15 protein-coding genes are annotated in these 15,378 nt (G+C 72.3%); 5 read left to right on the plus strand and 10 right to left on the minus strand.

The window, feature by feature from the left end:
• The first annotated feature begins 123 nt into the window (after positions 1-123).
• The 4 genes from GXP74_RS37995 to GXP74_RS38010 all read left to right on the plus strand — a co-directional run bounded on the left by GXP74_RS37995 (position 124) and on the right by GXP74_RS38010 (position 4,554).
• A complete protein-coding gene (locus GXP74_RS37995) occupies positions 124-2,724 on the plus strand; it encodes an ATP-binding protein (RefSeq protein ID WP_182455730.1) in 2,601 nt (866 codons plus the stop codon).
• On the plus strand, positions 2,721-3,191 hold the full coding sequence (locus tag GXP74_RS38000; protein WP_182455731.1) for a roadblock/LC7 domain-containing protein: 471 nt from the start codon (positions 2,721-2,723) through the stop codon (positions 3,189-3,191). The genes GXP74_RS37995 and GXP74_RS38000 overlap by 4 nt, the downstream gene beginning before the upstream one ends.
• A gap of 357 nt (positions 3,192-3,548) precedes the next feature.
• Positions 3,549-3,932 carry a DUF742 domain-containing protein gene (locus GXP74_RS38005; protein WP_225448749.1) on the plus strand — a complete coding sequence of 128 codons (384 nt, stop codon included), beginning with the start codon at positions 3,549-3,551 and terminating at the stop codon, positions 3,930-3,932.
• Positions 3,933-4,026: 94 nt separating this feature from the next.
• The gene (locus GXP74_RS38010) at positions 4,027-4,554 is read left to right on the plus strand and encodes an ATP/GTP-binding protein (protein ID WP_225448750.1); all 528 of its coding nucleotides are present in this window, start codon (positions 4,027-4,029) and stop codon (positions 4,552-4,554) included.
• 61 nt (positions 4,555-4,615) lie between these two features.
• Here GXP74_RS38010 and GXP74_RS38015 read toward each other — a convergent pair whose 3' ends face one another.
• The 3 genes from GXP74_RS38015 to GXP74_RS38025 are packed head-to-tail and all read right to left on the minus strand — an operon-like array spanning position 4,616 to position 7,121.
• Positions 4,616-5,284 carry an ABC transporter permease gene (locus GXP74_RS38015; RefSeq protein WP_182455733.1) on the minus strand — a complete coding sequence of 223 codons (669 nt, stop codon included), beginning with the start codon at positions 5,282-5,284 and terminating at the stop codon, positions 4,616-4,618.
• Complete coding sequence (locus GXP74_RS38020; protein WP_182455734.1) at positions 5,281-5,919, minus strand: ABC transporter permease; 639 nt, start codon at positions 5,917-5,919, stop codon at positions 5,281-5,283. Before GXP74_RS38020 ends, GXP74_RS38015 begins: the two co-directional genes overlap by 4 nt.
• On the minus strand, positions 5,916-7,121 hold the full coding sequence (locus tag GXP74_RS38025) for an ABC transporter ATP-binding protein (protein WP_225448479.1): 1,206 nt from the start codon (positions 7,119-7,121) through the stop codon (positions 5,916-5,918). The genes GXP74_RS38020 and GXP74_RS38025 overlap by 4 nt, the downstream gene beginning before the upstream one ends.
• A 456-nt stretch (positions 7,122-7,577) precedes the next feature.
• Here GXP74_RS38025 and GXP74_RS41725 point away from each other — a divergent pair, with 456 nt between their 5' ends.
• Positions 7,578-9,338, plus strand: a complete 1,761-nt coding sequence (locus GXP74_RS41725) for an LCP family protein (RefSeq protein WP_182455736.1) — start codon at positions 7,578-7,580, stop codon at positions 9,336-9,338.
• 50 nt (positions 9,339-9,388) lie between these two features.
• Here GXP74_RS41725 and GXP74_RS38035 read toward each other — a convergent pair whose 3' ends face one another.
• The 7 genes from GXP74_RS38035 to GXP74_RS38065 all read right to left on the minus strand — a co-directional run bounded on the left by GXP74_RS38035 (position 9,389) and on the right by GXP74_RS38065 (position 15,219).
• Positions 9,389-10,453, minus strand: coding sequence for a phosphotriesterase (locus tag GXP74_RS38035; protein WP_182455737.1), 1,065 nt, complete (start codon positions 10,451-10,453; stop codon positions 9,389-9,391).
• Between the two features lie 149 nt (positions 10,454-10,602).
• Positions 10,603-11,361, minus strand: coding sequence for an anti-sigma factor domain-containing protein (locus GXP74_RS38040; RefSeq protein ID WP_182455738.1), 759 nt, complete (start codon positions 11,359-11,361; stop codon positions 10,603-10,605).
• Positions 11,358-11,945 carry a sigma-70 family RNA polymerase sigma factor gene (locus GXP74_RS38045; protein ID WP_182455739.1) on the minus strand — a complete coding sequence of 196 codons (588 nt, stop codon included), beginning with the start codon at positions 11,943-11,945 and terminating at the stop codon, positions 11,358-11,360. Before GXP74_RS38045 ends, GXP74_RS38040 begins: the two co-directional genes overlap by 4 nt.
• Positions 11,946-12,095: 150 nt before the next feature.
• A complete protein-coding gene (locus GXP74_RS38050; protein WP_182455740.1) occupies positions 12,096-12,368 on the minus strand; it encodes a hypothetical protein in 273 nt (90 codons plus the stop codon).
• Positions 12,369-12,629: 261 nt separating this feature from the next.
• Positions 12,630-13,898: an MFS transporter gene (locus tag GXP74_RS38055; protein ID WP_182455741.1), complete on the minus strand. Its 1,269-nt coding sequence runs from the start codon at positions 13,896-13,898 to the stop codon at positions 12,630-12,632.
• A gap of 7 nt (positions 13,899-13,905) precedes the next feature.
• Positions 13,906-14,607, minus strand: a complete 702-nt coding sequence (locus tag GXP74_RS38060; RefSeq protein WP_182455742.1) for a helix-turn-helix transcriptional regulator — start codon at positions 14,605-14,607, stop codon at positions 13,906-13,908.
• Between the two features lie 219 nt (positions 14,608-14,826).
• Positions 14,827-15,219 carry a TraR/DksA C4-type zinc finger protein gene (locus tag GXP74_RS38065; protein WP_182455743.1) on the minus strand — a complete coding sequence of 131 codons (393 nt, stop codon included), beginning with the start codon at positions 15,217-15,219 and terminating at the stop codon, positions 14,827-14,829.
• Positions 15,220-15,378 lie beyond the last annotated feature (159 nt).

The raw sequence follows: 15,378 nt of genomic DNA on the forward strand, positions 1-15,378 counted from the left end.
ACAAGACGCGTCTCCAGCAGGTAGTCTCCGCACGATCACGCGTTCGGGGGAGCGAGTGTCCGATTCGTCAGACTGATGACACTTCGTCAGTTCACAGGCACGGCGCCGACCGAGGAGCCCCGCATGTCCCCCCTGGACGCGCATCCGGAGAGATCCGGTGCCCCGACGCCGCCCGGAGCGGCAGCCGCGGCGGCCAAGCCCACCGGCTCGCCGGAGGGGCCGGCGACCGAGCCGATCGAGTTGCTGGAGCCCGGACTTCGGGCCAGGATCGGCCGCGGCCTGGACCGCACCCCGTTCCGGCGCAAGCTCAACACCCTGGTCGTGGTGCCGGTCGTGGTGATCTCGCTGCTGGTCGGCGTGATCATCGCCGGTCAGCTCAGCCAGGCCGCCTCCACCGGCGACCAGGCCCAGCTGGTGCGCCGCAGCGCCGAGGTCGCGCTGCTCAACGACGACGTCAGGGCCGAGCAGCAGCAGGCCATCCTGCTGTGGACGCGCTACGACCTGAAGGGCATGTCGCACAGCTCCGCGCCGATCAGCCTCAACGCCTACGGCGCGGCCCAGCAGGCCACCGACGCGCAGGTGCTGGTGGTCAGCGGCGCCTTCGGATCGGCGATCCCGCCCGCCGAGAGCCAGGCGCTGGACCTGGTCACCAACCTCGACGAGGTCCGCTCGCAGATCACCACCGGCAGCATGGCCGCCGACAACATCGACTCCGCCTACGACTCCGCCGCCGAGGCGCTGGTGGACGGCCTCGGCCTGACCAGCAACCGCAGCGGCAACATCACTCTGTCGCAGACGCTGGACGCGCTGCTGCGGGCCGACAGCGCCCACGCGGCCTACGAGACCGGCCTGCTCTCCGCGGAGACCGACGACTCCGAGGCACTGATCGAGTTCGTCGCCACCGTCGGCGACCTCAACCAGTACCAGTACCAGGAAGAGCGCTTCGACGAGCTGACCGACGCCGCCCAGAACACCGCCCTGGGCGGCGTCGACTACAACCCCTGGCAGAGCAAGCTGACCGACGCCTACTCGGTGCTGGAGGACGAGCCGAGCGCGCTGACCGGCGACACCGCCACCGGCGTCCCGCAGGCCCTGCTGCTGTACCCGACGATCGCCCAGGAGGCGGCCGCCCGGCAGCGGACGGTGCAGGCGCTGGCGCAGCAGATCGCCTCCAGCGCGGACCACGACGCCGCCGACGCCGGATGGCGCGCGGCGCTGCTGCTGGCGCTGGCACTGCTGGTGTTCACCACCTGGCTGACGCTGTCGGTGCTGATCCGGCACTCGGTGGTGCGGCCGGTGCAGCGGCTCACCTCGGCCGCCCGCCAGGTCGCCGAGGTCTCCCGGCAGGAGCTGGCCCGGGTCGCCGACGACGACAGCCAGGACGAGAGCCCACCCCGGCTGGAGGCGGTGCCGGTCTTCGCCGACGACGAGATCGGCACCCTGGCCGGAGCGTTCAACCAGGTCCAGGTCACCGCGGCGGGCCTGCTGGAGCGCCAGATAACCAGCCGCCGGAACATAGCCGAGATGTTCGGCAACGTCGGCCGCCGGGTCAGCAACCTGACGACCCGTCAACTCTCGCTGATCGACGCGGCCGAGCGCAGCGAGACCGACCCGGAGCTACTGGAACGGCTGTACCGGATCGACCACATCGCGGTCCGCATGCAGCGCAACGCCGACAGCCTGATGCTGCTGGCGGGCATCCGCGAGACCGAACTCGACGGGCGTCCGGCGCCGGTGACCCACGCGGTGCGGGCCGCGCTCGGACAGATCGAGGGCTACCAGCGGGTCTCGCTGACCGCCGAGGCGGACGCCTCGGTGTCCCCGGACGCGCTGGGCGACCTGGTGCTGATGCTGGCCGAACTGCTGGAGAACGCGGTCTCGTTCTCCCCCGCGCACAGCGACGTCGAGGTGACCGTGCGCAGCGCGCCGGGCGGCCGGGCCGTGGTGGAGATCGTGGACCACGGACTCGGCATGGGCTCGGACCGGCTGGCCGAGGAGAACGCCCGGCTCGTCCGCCGGGAGCGGCTGGACCTGGTGCCGACCAAGGTCCTCGGCCTGTTCGTGGTGGGCACCCTGGCCCGGCGCTGGGGCATCACGGTCACCCTGGCCCGGACCCCGGGCGGCGGCGTGACCAGCACCGTGACCGTGCCGGTGGAGCTGCTGGCCGCCGCCCCGGCCGCGCCCCGGCCGCAGGCGGCGGCACCGGCCCCGGCCCCGGCGGCGATCCCGGTGGCGGCGGCCGCTCCGGAGCCGGTGACCGCGTCCGTCGCCGTCACCGGGCCCGCCCCGGCGCCCGCGGCTGCGCCCGCGCCGGGGGGCGGGCTGCCGCGCCGCGCCCCGCGCCGCCCGCTGGACGAGCCGGTGCACAGCCACGCCGCCGCCGACAGCGCCCCGACCGACACCGCCCGCCCGGCCGCCGAAGCACCGCGCGCCGAGGCACCGCGCGCCGAGGCACCGGTGGCAGTGGCACCGGCGGCACCGGCACCGACCGCCGAGCCCGCGCCCGCCGCGCCGACGCCGGGCGGCCTGCGCCGCCGGGTGCGCGGGGCCACGCTGGAGGGACGTCCCGAGGCCGCGCCGTCGGCCGCCGCGCCCCGGATGGTGGACGCCGAGGCCGTGCGGGACTCCATGGAGGAGTTCGAGGAAGCCGTTCGCCGCGCAGAGCTCGACAGCATCCAGAACGATCCACGCACACCAGAACGTCCGGAAGGAACGGGCTCATGACCACGCCCACAGAGAACAGCCCCAACGAGCCCACCGCCGACCTGCGCAGCGCCGCCGCCGACTTCACCTGGCTGCTGAACCGCTTCGCGACCGAGACGGCCGGAGTCGTCGACGCCATCGCGGTGTCCTCGGACGGACTGCTGATCGCCGTCTCCCGGCTGCGCGACCACGCGGACTCCGAGCGGCTGGCCGCGATCGTGTCCGGGATCACCAGCCTGGCCGCCGGAGCCTCCGGCAACTACGGTCTGGGCGCGCTCAACAAGGTGATCATCGACCTGGAGGGCGGCCACCTGCTGGTCTCCGCGATCGGTCACGGCTCGGTGCTCGGCGTGGTCGCCTCGAAGGAGGCCAAGCTGGGCAACATCGCCTACGAGATGACGCTGTTCGCCAACCGCGCCGGGGCCGCGCTCAGCCCGCAGTTGATCATCGAGCTGAAGAACGGCGTCGGCGCACCGGTCAACCGCTGAACCGGCGGCCGCACGCGCATCAACCGACCGCAGCAGGTCCGTCAGCTACGGGGGCCGTATGAGAGGACATGGATCGTGGCCAGCGCACCGCCCGCCGAGGGCGCGCAGGGCTCCCCGCAGGCTGGGGCCGTCCGCCCGCTGCGCCCCTATGTCATGGCCGAGGACGACCCGGAGCCGCCGCCCGCTCCCCCGCCCGCCGCGGCCGACCCGGCAGCGGACGCATCCGGCGTCGGGGCCGGTGACGCCACGGCTGACGCCACCGGTGACCGCGCCGGTGACCGCGCCGGTGACCTCGCCGGTGACCTCGCCGGTGACCTCGCCGGTGACGAGGAGCGGCAGCCGTCCGGGCGCAGCAGTCTGGCGCTGCGGCCGTTCCTGCTCACCGCGGGCCGGGTGGCCGGTGGCAGCAACGGCAGCGGCGATCCCCCGCTGCCGCTGGAGACCCAGGTGGTCGCGACCGCCGAGGGGCTGGCGGCTCTCGACGGCCTGGCCTTCGAACGCCAGGCCATCGTCGCCGCCTGCCGGGTGCCGCAGTCGCTGGCCGAGCTCGCCGCCCGGCTCCGGCTGCACCTCAACGTGGTTCGCGTCATCGCCGGAGACCTGCACAGCGCACGACAGTTGGCCGTTTACGTCCCCCAGGCCAACACCGCCCAGGATGTATCCGTACTGCGAAGGGTTATCGATGGTCTCCGCGCCGTCCCCGACTCCCGAGGGCTTCCGCGTGGCAACCGCCCCGCCTAGCGCCGCCGCGTCCGACGTCCCCGGCGGCCCGACCGCCCACAACGGCACGGGGTGGCAGTCCGGCCCGCAGCTGCGCCCGCCGCTGCCGGTGAAGATGGTCATCGCGGGCGGCTTCGGCGTCGGCAAGACCACCACCGTGGCCTCGATATCGGAGATCGAACCGCTGACCACCGAGGCCAGCATCACCGCGGTGGCGGCCGGGGTGGACGACCTCACGCACACCCCGCACAAGACCACCACCACCGTGGCCATGGACTTCGGCTGCATCACGCTGGACCCGACACTGAAGCTGTACCTGTTCGGCACCCCCGGTCAGGACCGCTTCGGGTTCATGTGGGACGACCTGGTGGAGGGCGCGCTCGGCGGCCTGGTCATCGTCGACACCCGCCGCCTGGACGACTGCTTCGCCGCCGTGGACTTCTTCGAGAACCGCAACCTGCCGTTCGCGATCGGGGTCAATGTCTTCGACGGCAGCCTCGACCACGATCTGGACGAGGTGCGTTGGGCGTTGGACGTGGGCGAGGGCGTCCCGCTGGTGCTGTTCGACGCCCGGGAGCGGGGCTCCGTGCGCGACGCGCTGCTGGTCGTGCTGGAACTCGCGCTGGCCCGCGCCGAACGCTGAGCCCAGCCGACAGCCGACACCCCCGCGCCGCTCCGGGTCCGACCCCGGAGCGGCGCGCCGGCTAGCGACTGCGCCTGACCCCGGGTGACACGAACACCCTTGCCAGCAGCCAGAACAGACCCAGCGTCAGCAGCGCCAGACCGGCCACCAGGGTCGCCCCGCCGACCACCTTGCTGTAGTCCTCCTGGTAGAGGCCGTCGACGATGTAGCGGCCGAGGCCGCCGAAGGAGACGTACGCGGCGATGGTCGCGGTGGAGACGATCTGCACGGCCGCCGAGCGGATCCCGCTGAGGATCAGCGGCAGCGCCACCGGGATCTCCACCTGGAACAGCACCCGCAGCGGGCCCATGCCCATCCCCCGGGCCGCGTCCACCAGCGAGCGGTCGGCGCCGCGCACCGCCTCGTACGAGGTGACCAGGATCGGCGGCACCGCCAGGGCCACCAGCGGCACCATCACCGGGGTCAGGCCGAGGCCCATCAGCAGGGTCAGCAGCACCAGCAGGCCGAAGCTGGGCAGCGCCCGGGCGGCGGTGGCCAGGAACGCCAGCGCGTTGCCGCCGCGTCCGGTGTGGCCGGTGACCAGGCCGATCGGCAGGCCGATGGCGGCGGCGATGCCGAGCGCCATCAGCGTGTAGAGCACGTGCTCCCAGAGCCGCTGCGGAATGCCGTTGGCCCCGCTCCAGTTGGCGCTGTCGCCGTAGAAGACACCGATGTAGTGAAACAGGTTCACCGCGCCGCCCAGGGGGTGAGGAGCCGGCGCAGCAGCACCAGCAGACCGTCGATGAGGATCGCCAGGACGGCCGTGGTGATGACCGAACTCCAGGCCAGGATCGGGCGGTGGTACTGGGTGGCGTCCTCCAGCAGGTTGCCGAGCGCCCCCTGGTTGCCGATCAGCGCGCCGACGCTGACCAGGCTGATGCTGGACACGGTGGCCACCCGCAGCCCGGCGACGATGGCGGGGACCGCCATCGGCAGGTCGACCTGGAAGTACCGGCGCGCCGGGCCGAAGCCCATGGCGGTGGCGGCGGCGTGGGTCTCCGGCGGAACCGAGCGGACGCCGTCGATGATCGCCGGGATCAGGATCACCAGGGTGTAGATGGTGAGCGGGATCATCACGGTGGTGTCGCTCTGGCCGGTCCAGTCGATCAGCACCACGAAGAACGCGAGCGACGGGATCGCGTACAGGACGGTGGTGACCCCGAGCATGGGCGCGTACAGCCAGCGGAAGCGGACGCAGAGCTGGCCGAACGGCAGCGCGATCAGCAGACCCAACAGCACGGGGATCATGGCCAGTTGGAGATGCCAGGCGACCAGTCCGAGATAGCTGTGCTGGAGGTCGCTGGGCATCGTGAAGAAGCTGCTCATCGGACCGGCACATCCCCGGTCCGGGCCTTCGGGCCCTGGGCCTTCGAGTCCGGCTGGGGGCCTCTGGGGCCGACCAGCGGTACCGTGTCGGCCGGTTCGGCGGCGGCGCGTTCGGCGTGGGCGGTGCGGATGGCGGCGGCGATGGTCTCCTGCGCCACCACCCCGACCGCGCGCCCGTCCGCGTCGACCGCGACGGCCCAGCCGGTGGGCGAGAGCACGGCGGAGTCGAGAGCGGCGCGCAGCGAGTCGCGTCCGGCCCGGAAGCTGTGGCCGAAGGGGACGAGCTCGGTGCCGCCGGCCGCCCGCCGCTTGCCGTCGGCCCAGCCCAGCGGGCGCCCCTCGGTGTCGGTGACCAGCACGTACGGGGTCTGCGGCAGCAGCCGGGCGGTGATCTGGTCGGCGTCGCTGTCCACCGCGACGATGGGCTTGGCGGTCAGTTCCAGACCGGCGGCGGTGAAGAAGGAGAGCCGGCGGATGCCGCGGTCCAGACCGAGGAAGTCCTCGACGAACTCGTCCGCGGGGGCGGACAACAGCTCGGCCGGGGGTGCGAACTGGGCGAGCTTGCCGCCCTTGCGCAGCACCGCGACCATGTCGCCGATGCTGGTGGCCTCGTCGATGTCGTGGGTGACGAAGACGATGGTCTTGCCCAACTCCGACTGGATCCTCAGGAGTTCCTCCTGCAGGCCCTTGCGGACGATGGGGTCCACGGCGGAGAAGGGCTCGTCCATCAGCATCACCGGCGGGTCGGCGGCGAGGGCGCGGGCGACGCCGACGCGCTGCTGCTGGCCACCCGACAGCTGGTACGGGTAGCGCCGGGCGAGGGCGGGGTCGAGGCCGACCCGCTCCATCAGCTCCATCGCCCGGGCGCGGGCCTTGCGCCGGTCCCAGCCGAGCAGCCTGGGCACGGTGGCGATGTTCTCCACGATGGTCCGGTGCGGGAACAGCCCGGCGTGCTGGATGACGTACCCCATGGACCGGCGCAGGGCGTTGACCGGGCGCTCCCGGATGTCCTGGCCGTCCAGGGTGATCCGGCCCTCGGTGGGCTCGATCATCCGGTTGATCATGCGCAGGGTGGTCGTCTTGCCACAGCCCGAGGGGCCGACCAGCACAGTGATGGAACCGTCCGGAATTTCCAACGTCAGTCGATCCACAGCCGTGGTGCCACCGGGGTATCGCTTCGTCACAGCATCGATCACTATCAAGGCCGTACATAACCCTTCGGGCATGGCAAGGTGCGGGCCATACCATTTTCCGAGACTGTGGGCATCCCCGTCAACGTTCATTTGTTCGAACAGCCCCGCCCTCAGCGCGAGCATCTATTCGAGCATGTGACAGAATGGACTTTTCCCCCACCGACTCCCCCTCCGAGCACAGATCGAACCACATCCCTTATGAATTCCTCAGGAACGCTTGCTAGATTGCGCTCCAGTTGAACCCAACTGCCCGGGTCGCCCAGGCAGGCCCGCGCACCCCGGTGTCCACCGTGACCACGGTGGACACCTCGGCCAGGGGCCCGTCCGCCCCGCCAGTCAGAGCAGTCGTCCGCGAACCGGGCGTGCGGCGTACCAAGGATGTGACCTGACCATGAGCGACTTCCCAGCGGCCCGCCAGGGCAAGGGCCAGCCTGCCGCAGCAGCGGGGCACCGGGGAGCGCGGTCATGAGCCGCGCCAGGACGGGCGGATCCGCGAGCGACACCGGCGCCGACGACCCGCTGGCCAAGACCTCCCTGGCCAAGACCCCGCTGGACAAGGCCCCGCTGGACCGGGAGCCGTCGGCCAGGGGCGGCCGGTCCAGGCGCGGCGGCAGCAACGGGGTCGGCGGGTCGCGGGCGGCCGCACGGCGGAGCCGCCAGGGCAAGCGTAAGAAGATCGTCAAGGTCGTCTCGATATCCACCGCCACCGTGCTGGTCCTCGGGCTGGGCGGGGCGTACTACGAGTACCAGCACCTCAACGGCAACATCACCGCCGACAACCTGAACAACGGCACCAAGAAGTCGACGCTCGCCGAGAAGCCGGACGCCTTCGGCCGGACCCCGCTGAACATCCTGGTCCTCGGCTCGGACACGCGCGACACCGCCGCCGACTGCTCGATCGGCGGGGACTGCGCGGACGGCGGCGGCGGCGCCAACGCCGACGTGGAGATGGTGGTGCACCTCTCGGCGGACCGCAGCAACGCCACGGTGATGAGCATCCCCCGGGACCTGGAGACCAGCCTCCCCGCCTGCACCGACACCAAGGACCAGACCAGCTTCGGCGGCGGCGTGGGCATGATCAACAGCACCCTGCAGTACGGACCCGGCTGCACCGTGGCCGCCGTGCAGCAGCTGACCGGGATACCGATCGACCACTTCGCCATGGTGGACTTCAGTGGTGTCGTGAACATGTCCGACGCGATCGGCGGCGTCAACGTCTGCGTCAGCAACAACGTCTACGACCCCGACTCGCACCTCAAGCTCTCCCAGGGCACGCACACCCTCAAGGGGCTCGCGGCGCTGGAGTTCCTGCGCACCCGGCACGGCTTCGGCGACGGCAGCGACCTCGGCCGCACCTACGCCCAGCACATCTTCCTGACCCAGATGATCAACAAGCTGAAGAGCGCCAACACCCTCGCGGACCCGCTGTCCGTGCTCGACCTGGCCAACGCCGCGACCAAGGCGCTCACCGTCGACACCGGCCTGGACAGCATTCCCAAGCTGGTCGGGCTCGCCGACGACCTGAACAAGGTCCCCACCGACCGGATCACCTTCACCACCATGCAGAACACCCCGGACCCGGCCAACTCGTCCCGGGTGGTGATCGCCCCCGGCGCGCAGACGCTGTTCAACACCATCGCCAACGACCAGTCGCTGACCACCTCGACCGGCGCCAAGTCCAGCGCCGCGAGCGCCACGGCCAGCGTCAAGCCCAGCGCCGCCGCCCCCACCACCGCCGCGCCCAGCGTCCCGGCCTCCGACATCGCGGTACAGGTGGAGAACGGCACCGCGGTCAGCGGACGCGCCTCGGCGATCCGCACCGCGCTGGTCAACCAGGGCTACAGCACCGACAGCACCGCCGGCGACGCGGCCGACGCGGCGGTCAGCACCACCCTCAGCTACCCGGCCAGCCAGGCCGGTGAGGCCAAGGAGGTCGCCACCAGCCTGGGCCTGCCCGGCTCCGCGCTGAAGTCCGGCGCCGCCTCGGAGCTGACCCTGGTCATCGGCGGCGACTGGACCAGCGGGACCTCCTTCCCCGGCGGCAAGGCCTCCCCGGCCCCGGCGAACACCCAGGTCGCCCTGGCCGGGGCGCACGACCAGACCGGCAACCAGACCGGCAGTTGCGCCCCGGTGAGCACGCAGTACACGGTGTCGCTGAACGGTGTCGGCATGACGCCGATACAGGCGTACGCGGACAGCCCGAACGTCTCGAACTCGGCACCCTGACCGCCACGGCGACCCGAACAGCCTTGACGGGTCCGCCTTCTGACGGTTGATCAGGTATTTTCGGCGGGCATTCCGGCGGGCTTTCCGCCGGGCCAGCGGACGGCGAACGCCCGGGCCGGGTTCGCGACCAGCAGTTGCTCCGCCACCGCCGGGCCGAACTCCCGCTCCAGGCTCGGACGCAGCCGCCGGAGCAGGTAGGGGACGCCGGGACCGCCGCCGGTGGACGCCCGGGCGCGGGCGGTGGTGGTGTCCCCGCCGAGCAGCAACTGCCCGGCGTGGCCCGCCTTCAGCAGGTGGTTCAGCGCGTCCAGCAGCCGCCAGTCCGTGGCCTGGTTGGCGGGTGACGGACCGTCAAAGCTGAGGAACGCGCCCCGGTCGGCGAGGTCCCGATGCAGCCGGGACTCGGGAAAGCGGTTCAGGTGCCCGAGCAGCACCCGGTCCGGCGGCACCGACAGATGGTCGCAGAGCAGGTCCAGCACGTCGGCTCCGGCCGTGCCGTGCTCCAGGTGGACGCCGATCGGAGCGCCGGTGGCGTGGTGGGCCGCGGCGGCGGCGGCCATCACCGTGCGGGCGTGTGCGTCCAGGACGTGGAAGGCTCCGGCGACCTTGATCATCCCGGCCCGGACCGGCGCGGCAGCGGGCGCGGTACCGGCGTCCGTGCCCCTGCTTGGGTCGGCCTCACTGTCGGCGTCGGCCTCGGCCTCCGACCGCGGGTCGGCCATGCCCTCGGTCAGCTCGCGGACGAACAGCTCGGTCAGGCCGTCCTCCAGGGCGCGGCGGACCACCCCGGGCGGATAGTGCGCCTCCTGGTGCAGACCGGTGGCCGCGACCACGTGTACCCCGGTGGCCCGGGAGACCTGAGCCAGCCGTGCGGGCCTGCGGCCGAGGCCGAAGGGCGTCCACTGGACCAGGGTGCGCCCGCCGAGCTCGGCGTAGGAGCGCAGTTCGGCGGTCGCCGCGGCCACGTCGTCCATCACCTCCTCGGCGGGGAAGCGCAGGCTGCGGAAGAACAGGTGGTCATGCGAGTCGCAGACGCCCAGCTCGTCGGCCGGGATGTCGCCGAGGACGGTTCGCACCGTCGCCGGGGCGGCGGTGCGCTGCGGAGCGCTGGTCACACCGCCTCCCCGGGGAAGTCGGGGGCCAGCCGGTCGAGGGCCGCCAGTATGGTCAACGGGGACTGCCCGTGCGGGAGTCGGGGGCTTCGCATCAGCTTTCTTCCGTTTCCGGCGGCGCTGCCGCCTGAGAGGGGAGGATCCGGTGGTGGTCAGGCCTGTGGCAGCGGCGCCAGCAGGATCGGGGCGGTCGTCGGCCTCGGCGAGCCGCCTGCGGGCTCCACCGTGACGCCGACCCCGGCCGCTCCGCCCGGGGACCCGTTGAGCAGCTTCGCGCCGCCCGACGGCGACGAGTCGACCAGTCCGGCGGGCACCATCACCCCGCCCCGGCTGTACCAGAGTTCGTACACCTTGCCGTCCGCCAGGCCGGGCAGGTCGTGGTAGACGAAGGCGACCTGGCCGAGCCGGGCCGAGGAGACCACGGTACTGGTACCGCCGCCGGTCAACTGCCCGCTGTGGAAAGCGGCGTCGGGGGCGGCCAGCAGCTGGCTGAGGGTCGCCGCCTGCTGCTGCGCGGTGGCCGTGAGCGAGCGCTGCCGGGTCAACTGGTGGCCGACGTCGACCGCCACGCCGACCGCGACCAGCGCCACCACCAGGCAGGCGGCCAGGGCCAGTTGCGGCAGCCGCTGCCGCCACCGCCGCCAGGGCGAGCCGGGAGTGGCCGAGTCCGGTACCAGCGGCGGCAGTTGGCGGACCTGGGAGACGGCGGTGAGCACCCGCGCGCGGAACTCCGGCGGCGGGGTCTCGGCTGCCGCCAGGGCGAGCCGGGCGGCGGTCTCGCGCAGTTCCCGCACCTCCACGGTGCAGGCGGGGCAGACCGCCAGGTGCCGGTCGAACTCCGCCGACTCGCGGTCGGAGAGCGCGTGCAGCGCGTAGACCCCGGTCAGCGTGTGCAGGTCGGCGGTGGTCACGCGGCCACCCCCAGGCAGTCCCGGAGCCGGATCAGACCGTCCCGCACCCGGGTCTTGACGGTGCCGAGCGCCGCGCCGAGCAGGTCGGCCGTCTCCTGGTAGGTGCAGCCGCGGTAGTAGGCGAGCAGCACCGACTCACGCTGGATCTCGGTCAGCGAGTTGAGGCAGCGCCGGACCTGCTCCCGCTCCAGCCTGCGCTCCACCTGCTCGCTGACCTCGTCGTAGGCGGGCGTGTGCTCGCGGGCGGCGACCCGCTGCTCGCGGTCGGTGGACGCCTGCGCGGAGCGCACCCGGTCCACCGCGCGGCGGTGCGCCAGGGTCATGATCCAGGACATGGCACTGCCCTTGGCCGGGTCGAAGCGGGCGGCGCAGCGCCAGACCTCGATCAGCACCTCCTGGGCGACCTCCTCCGACTGCGCGGGGTCGCGGACCAGTCGGCGGGCCAGCCCCAGTACCGGCGCGGCCACGGTCTGGTAGACGGTCTCGAAGGCCTTCTGGTCACCTCGGGAGACCCGGTCCAGCAGGCTCTCCAACGCCCCGGGACCTGGGTCGACGACCTGGTCGCCTGGTACGGCCGCGTGCATGGACACCTCCGTGGGACTGGGCTTCTTCAACTCACTTCGGGGCCGCCACCGTCACGGATTGGTCCAAACGTACGACATTTCCGCGCAGCGCGAAGGGCCCCGCGCTCCTGAGGGGAGCGGAGGGGGCCCCGGCCGGTAAGGCCGCGAGGGTCAGCGCCCGCGCACCGCGACGATGGCGTAGTGGCCCTTGACCCACTCGCGACGGATGCCGTGACGCCCGCGCACGGTCACGTAGTGGCCCTTGACCCAGACCCGCTCGGTGCGGACCGGGGTCCGGTGGTGCGGGGCCATCCGGGAGGCGACCGGACGCAGGGTGTGCGTCGTGGCGGCGGCGGCCGTCCCGGCGGTGGCCAGCGCGGCACCGCTGAGGAGGGCGGCGGACGCGGCGACGAGGGTGACTGCCTTGGTGATTCGGGTGCGCACGAGAGTGCCTTTCGCGGGTGGTAACTGCGGTACCCGGGAAACATATCAGCCTCTCCGTGACCGCACGGGCGCGGAGAGTCACCGTCACTCCGGTGCGCCGCTGGCGGTAGCCGTACGGGCGGTTTCCCGCCACTGATCTCCTGGCACGTCCATGCCATCCTGAAGGAGCCCTGCACGGTGCGAGTCGCAACCCGCCGCCCAGGTAGGCGCCCTGCGGCCGGTCGCTGGTAGGCCGCAGGGCGCCGCGCGGGGGGCGGGTGATCAGGCCGTGGCGTTCTCCTGAGCCTGGCCGGGTGCCACCGTCAGCGCCTCCGCGCCCGGGAGTTGCTCCTTCTCGGTCGGCCCGGCCGACCCCTGTCGCTGTTCCGGCCGGGTGACCAGGTAGCAGGTGGCCAGGGCGAGCAGGGCGGCGGCGAGGTAGGCCAGGTCGCGGTAGGGCAGGACGGCGATCAGGCCCGAGCCGGTGGCGATGCCGATCGACTGCCCGGCGGTGATCAGGAAGTTGTCGGCCCCGCTGACCCGGCCCAACAGCTCGCCCGGGGTGTTCAGTTGGATCGCGGTCAGCGCGCCGACGATCACGAACGGCAGTCCGAGGCCGAACAGCAGCGCCCCGACGATCACGACCGCGTCCACCCGCACCGTCATCACCAGGGCGGCGACGGCGGCGATGCCGAGCCCGAGCGCGGTGAGCCGCCCGGGACCGATCCGGCCCATCACCGCCCCGGCGGACACCCCGCCGACGATCCCGGTGAGGCCCATCGCGGTGACGATGACCCCGGTCCAGGACGCGGAGTGGTGCAGGCCCTCGGTCGAGATGGCGATGCCCAGCGTCTCGAAGAAGCCCATCACGAACAGGCTGAGGGTCATCGCCAGCGTCAACTGCCGCAGTACCGGCGTCCGGGCGAGGTGCAGGAAGCCCGCCGTGGTCTCCCGGCGCCAGTCCACGCCGGACGGCTCCGGCTTCTCCTCCTCGACCTTGATGAAGGCCCAGCAGAGCACACCCGCCGCGAAGCTCGCCGCGTCCATGATCGCCACCGCGCCGCCGCCGTACGCGGCGAGCAGGCCCACGCCGATCGCCGGGGTGATCAGCCGCTGGCCCTGGGTCAGCGCCTGCGTCAGGCCGTTGGCGTTGCCCAGCTGCTCCTCCGGGACCATCCTCGGCAGCAGCGCGGTCATCGCCGAGCCGGAGATGTCGGCGGCCAGCCCGTAGAGGAACATCACCAGGAAGATCAGCCAGACCTGGCTCGCGTGGTGCACCTGGGTCAGCGTGAGGACCAGCAGGCCGGTGGCCGAGTTGGTGACCATGATCAGCGGCCGGCGCCGCACCCGGTCCACGAGCACACCGGTCAGCGGCGAGAGCAGGGTGCCGCCGATCAGGCACAGCATGCACAGGCCCGCCTGGGAGGTCGAGCCGGTCAGCTCCTTGACCCAGATCCCGGCCGCGAGCCAGAGGGCGTAGTCACCGATCGAGCTGAGCGTGTTGCTCAGGAAGTACAGGCGCATCCGGGGTATGGCGAACAGCTTGGGCATGGCGTGGTCACCCTTCGGGTTCGGCTGGCGCGGCGGGGGTCGGTGCATCTGGGGTCGGCGCGTGTGGGGTCGGTGCGTCTGGGGTCGGTGCGTCTGGGGTCGCGGCACCGGCGGAGGCGCCTGGCGTTTCGAACGGGTAGGAGACCGTGAGCAGTTCGAAGGGGACCGCCCCCTCGGGGCGCAGGCCGGGATCCGGGATGCGGGGAGCGAACCGCATCAGGATCGCGACGATCTCGTCCTGCACCTGCTCCATCTCGGCGGGCGTGGCGAAGAGCACGGCCTGGCTTCTGCCGCTCGCCGCGCGCTGGTCGTCGGGGTACTGGTCGCGCAGGGTCTGGAACCGGCGGAAGCGGCTGAGCGCGCGCTCCAGCATGACCTCGCCCAACCCCTCCGCGGCATGGGCCGCGACCGGGTCGGGGTCCTGCTCGTCGGTGCTGATGGCGATGGAGCCGATCCGCCAGGGACGTTCCCGCCCGCTGCCGTGCTCCGCCTCCACCAGGTACCCGTGCTTGGCCAGCGTCCGCAGGTGGTACGCGATGTTGGGCACCGAGCCGCCGACGATCTCGGCCGCCTCGGTGGCCGTGAGCGCGCCGCGCAGCCCGATCGCTTCGAGCAGGTCGATCCGGGTCGGATGCGCCAGCGCGCGCAGCGCCTTGGCATCCGAGACCTTGCGTGGTGCGGCCTTGTCGCCGCCGTCCTCTGTGCTCATGGCATGAGAGTAGCTTCGAAAGAACTCTTGCGAAAGAGTTCTTTCGAAAAGCTTCTTTCGCGTCGCCCCGGGAGCCGGTCGGGGTTGATCCGCGAGATATCCACAGTCATGCGGCCGAGTCTGCGGGCCCTCCCCAGCGCCCCGCACCGTGTTTTCCGGGTCGGCGTAGCCGCCCGCCGCCGACCGACTCCCCAGCCCGGGCGGTCAGCGCGGAAGGGGTCAGCGCGGGCGGGTCGCCGCGCAGGTCACGCAGGTCCGGGCAGCCGGGCGGACCTCCAGCCGGTCCGCCGGGATCGGCCGACCGCACCCCTCGCACAGCCCGTACTCGCCCCGCTCCAACCGCTCCAGCGCACACTCCAGCTCGGCCAGTCGCCGCTGCCCCTGCGCCAGCAGCGAGGCGACGTGGGCACGTTCGAACGCGGTGCTCGACCCCTCCGGATCGTGCTCGTCGTCCACCGCCACCAGTGCGTTCGCCGCGACGATCTCGGCGAAGTCGCGACCCAGGGCCGTGATCCGGGCAACCGCCTCGGCGCGTTCGGCGAGCAGCCGCCCACGGGCGGCCTCGTGTTCAGCCGGGGAGGTGACACTGGAAGAAGCGTCATTGTCGGACATCTTGCTCATCGCGCGCATAACACCGCCGCACTGCTTCCGCATTCCGCACGCCACCGCGCCGGAGGGTTTTCCACACTGTGGATAACCCCTGTGGACAAGTGTTCGATTTACCCACAGTCACCGGTGGAGCATCCCCCGTGTCCGCTGCGGTCCGGCTCG

The sequence above is a fragment of the Streptacidiphilus sp. P02-A3a genome (genome assembly GCF_014084105.1).
Taxonomy (GTDB): Bacteria; Actinomycetota; Actinomycetes; order Streptomycetales; family Streptomycetaceae; genus Streptacidiphilus.

Bases quoted from the DNA above. Each gene is read 5' to 3' on its own strand.
- GXP74_RS38045 (WP_182455739.1), bottom strand. From the start codon at position 11,945: ATGCACGCGGCCGTACCAGGCGACCAGGTCGTCGACCCAGGTCCCGGG.
- GXP74_RS38010 (WP_225448750.1), top strand. From the start codon at position 4,027: ATGGTCATCGCGGGCGGCTTCGGCGTCGGCAAGACCACCACCGTGGCC.
- GXP74_RS38065 (WP_182455743.1), bottom strand. From the start codon at position 15,219: ATGTCCGACAATGACGCTTCTTCCAGTGTCACCTCCCCGGCTGAACAC.
- GXP74_RS38060 (WP_182455742.1), bottom strand. From the start codon at position 14,607: ATGAGCACAGAGGACGGCGGCGACAAGGCCGCACCACGCAAGGTCTCG.
- GXP74_RS41725 (WP_182455736.1), top strand. From the start codon at position 7,578: ATGAGCCGCGCCAGGACGGGCGGATCCGCGAGCGACACCGGCGCCGAC.
- GXP74_RS38020 (WP_182455734.1), bottom strand. From the start codon at position 5,919: ATGAGCAGCTTCTTCACGATGCCCAGCGACCTCCAGCACAGCTATCTC.
- GXP74_RS37995 (WP_182455730.1), top strand. From the start codon at position 124: ATGTCCCCCCTGGACGCGCATCCGGAGAGATCCGGTGCCCCGACGCCG.
- GXP74_RS38000 (WP_182455731.1), top strand. From the start codon at position 2,721: ATGACCACGCCCACAGAGAACAGCCCCAACGAGCCCACCGCCGACCTG.
- GXP74_RS38055 (WP_182455741.1), bottom strand. From the start codon at position 13,898: ATGCCCAAGCTGTTCGCCATACCCCGGATGCGCCTGTACTTCCTGAGC.